The organism is Actinocrinis sp. (genome assembly GCF_035605935.1).
Taxonomy (GTDB): domain Bacteria; phylum Actinomycetota; class Actinomycetes; order Streptomycetales; family Catenulisporaceae; genus Actinocrinis.
Genome location: NZ_DATNGK010000256.1, coordinates 1 through 2606 on the forward strand (window position 1 = coordinate 1; position 2606 = coordinate 2606).

The 2606-nt window shown below is 67.4% G+C and carries 3 protein-coding genes; 2 read left to right on the plus strand and 1 reads right to left on the minus strand.

The annotated features are described in order from the left end of the window. Together VN779_RS20220 and VN779_RS20225 are read left to right on the plus strand one after the other, a co-directional pair. Nucleotides 1-832: ricin-type beta-trefoil lectin domain protein (locus VN779_RS20220; RefSeq protein WP_325725683.1), on the plus strand; the 832-nt coding region annotated here is incomplete at its 5' end. 131 nt (nucleotides 833-963) lie between these two features. Then, the gene (locus VN779_RS20225) at nucleotides 964-2133 is read left to right on the plus strand and encodes a GDSL-type esterase/lipase family protein (RefSeq protein WP_325725685.1); all 1170 of its coding nucleotides are present in this window, start codon (nucleotides 964-966) and stop codon (nucleotides 2131-2133) included. A gap of 35 nt (nucleotides 2134-2168) precedes the next feature. Here VN779_RS20225 and VN779_RS20230 read toward each other — a convergent pair. Continuing rightward, on the minus strand, nucleotides 2169-2606 hold a 438-nt coding region (locus VN779_RS20230), incomplete at its 5' end, for an MMPL family transporter (RefSeq protein WP_325725687.1).

Below are 2606 nucleotides of genomic sequence, written 5' to 3' on the forward strand. Positions count from 1 at the left end.
CATGGTCAACGCGGTGCGCTCAACGGGAGCGAGCAACGTGCTGATGCTCGGCGGCCTTGCCTACTCCAACGATCTGTCGCAGTGGAACCAGTACAAGCCGAGCGACCCGGACGGCAACCTGACCGCGTCCTGGCACTCCTACAGCTTCAACACGTGCAACACCTCCTCCTGCTGGAACAGTCAGGTCGCGCCGGTTATGGCGCAGTCCCCGGTGATCGCCGGTGAGATCGGCGAGAGCGACTGCGGCGGCAGCTACATCAACTCGCTGACCGCTTGGCTGGAGTCGCACGAGACCAGCTTCCTGGCCTGGACCTGGGATGCCTGGGGCGGCTGCGCCAACATCTTGATCACCGACTACAACGGCACCCCGACCGCATTCGGCGCCGCGTACAAGGCGATCCTGGCTTCCCTAGGAAGCGGCGGCGGTGGCGGTGGCACCGGCAGCGAGATCCACGCGGTGGGCGCCGGCAAGTGCCTTGACGTTCCCAACGCGTCGACCGCGACGGGCACCCAGCTGGATATCTGGACCTGCAACGGCGGCGCGAACCAGCTGTTCACACACACCTCCTCCGGCCAACTGGCTGTGTACAGCGGTAGCAGCCAGCTGTGCCTGGACGCCTACAACAACCAGACCTCACCCGGCACCAAGGTGCAGACCTGGACGTGCAATGGCGGCGCGAACCAGCAGTGGAACCTCAACTCCAACGGCACCATCACCGGCGTTCAGTCAGGGCTCTGCCTTGATGTGACCGGAGCCTCGACAGCCAATGGCGCCCTAGTCGAGCTGTGGACCTGCAACGGCGGCAGCAACCAGCACTGGACCGTCGGATAACACGCGTGCCCGGGACGACGAGGTACCCGGGCACCCCTCGGCGTCGCGGGCAGGGGAGACCCGCGACGCTCTCCGGGCCGATCGCCCTGTCAACAGCCCGCTTCGGGCCTATCTCAGGAGGTAGTCAGGCGATGCGAGAAGAAGCGATGCCGTCCAGTCCGCGGCCGCCGCGGCTGATCGGGCTGGCGACCGCGGCGGCGGTGGCGGCGGTAGTCGCGGTGATCGCGGCGCCGGCGTCGGCGGCTACGTCCACGACGGTGGTGGGGGCGGGCTCCGGGCGCTGTCTGACCGTGACCGGTGGTTCGGCCACGGCCGGCGCGGGCGTGGAGCTGTGGGACTGCAACGATCAGTCCGGCCAGCAGTGGACCACGAACGCAGGCGGCGGCACCGGCTCGGGCCACACCGGACAGGTATCCGACACGAACATCGCTTACGTCGGCCGCTGGGACACCAGCTCCACCGTTGCCACGGCGCATTGGGCCGGCGCATACCTGCAGACGGCGTTCACCGGCACAAGCGTGAAAGTAAGGACCCGCAACGCGGTCTCCTTCTACGCGAGCATTGACGGCGGCTCGTACGTCTCCCACGCCGGGGTGAGCGGCACGGTGAACCTCACCTCCAGGCCGCTGACCGCCGGTACCCACACCCTGCGCGTTGAGTACGCGTCCGGCGATTTGGCCTTCGAGGGTCTGGTCCTGGACTCCGGGGCGCACACCGTGACCCCGAGCGTGCCTTCGGGTCTGCTGGAGTTCGTGGGCGACTCGATCACCGCCGGGGCCAAGGATCCCCGCGGGGCGCTGGACGCGTACGGCTGGAAGACCGGCGAGCAGTTGCACCTGCGCCACACCCAGATCGCGCGTGCCGGCTACTGCCTGGTCGCCGCGTCCGGCTGCGTGGGCCAGGCCACCCAGTTCTTCGAGACCGACAGCACCGGCGCCGTGCCGTGGGACTTCTCCCGCTACCAGGCCTCCGCGGTCATCATCAACCTGGGCACCAACGACCTGGGGCACTCCGTGAGTAACGCGCAGTTCCAGTCCGCGTACACCAGCTTCCTGGCCAATATCCGCGCCAAGTATCCGAACGCTGCGATCTTCGTGATGGAGACCTTCAAGCAGTGGTACGTCAGTCAGACCAAGGCGGCCGTCGCCGCCCGCAACAGTGCCGGCGACGCCAAGGTCTACTACGTGGACACCACCGGCTGGCTGACCTCCTCCGACTACGTCGACGGCACCCATCCCACCGCTCGAGGCCACACCATCATCGCCAACCACCTCGCACCGATCATCGCCGCCAAGATCTAAAACCGACGATGTACGTGGCCCACAGGCTGTGAGCGTTACGCCCCCATCGCTGGCGCGTCGATCAGGAAGGAGCCGAAGACCATGACCATGATTCCGGCCGCGGCGGCGATGATGCGGGTGCTGTGTTGCTGACCGAGCGTGACCGCGCGGTGGTTGAGCCAGATCGCGCGCCGCCGGGAGTAGTGCGGATCGTCGGCTCTGGCTGGTTCGGCGGCGTTTTCCCGGTTCAAGCGCCGCCACTGCTCGTGCATTCGGCTGACGGTGTAGACCTCGTAGTCCATCGAGAGGCCGAAGAGCACGGAGAACATGACCACGGGCAGGAACGCGTCGAGGGGTCCAGTGCCGGACAGGCCGATCAGGGCGCCGCCCCAGCCCTTGGTGAACACCGCGGTGATCGCGCCGAGCGCCGCCGCCACGGAGATCAGGTTGAGCAGCGAGGCGACCAGCGGGATCATGATGCTGCGGAAGACGGC

Bases quoted from the DNA above. Each gene is read 5' to 3' on its own strand.
- VN779_RS20225 (WP_325725685.1), top strand. From the start codon at position 964: ATGCGAGAAGAAGCGATGCCGTCCAGTCCGCGGCCGCCGCGGCTGATC.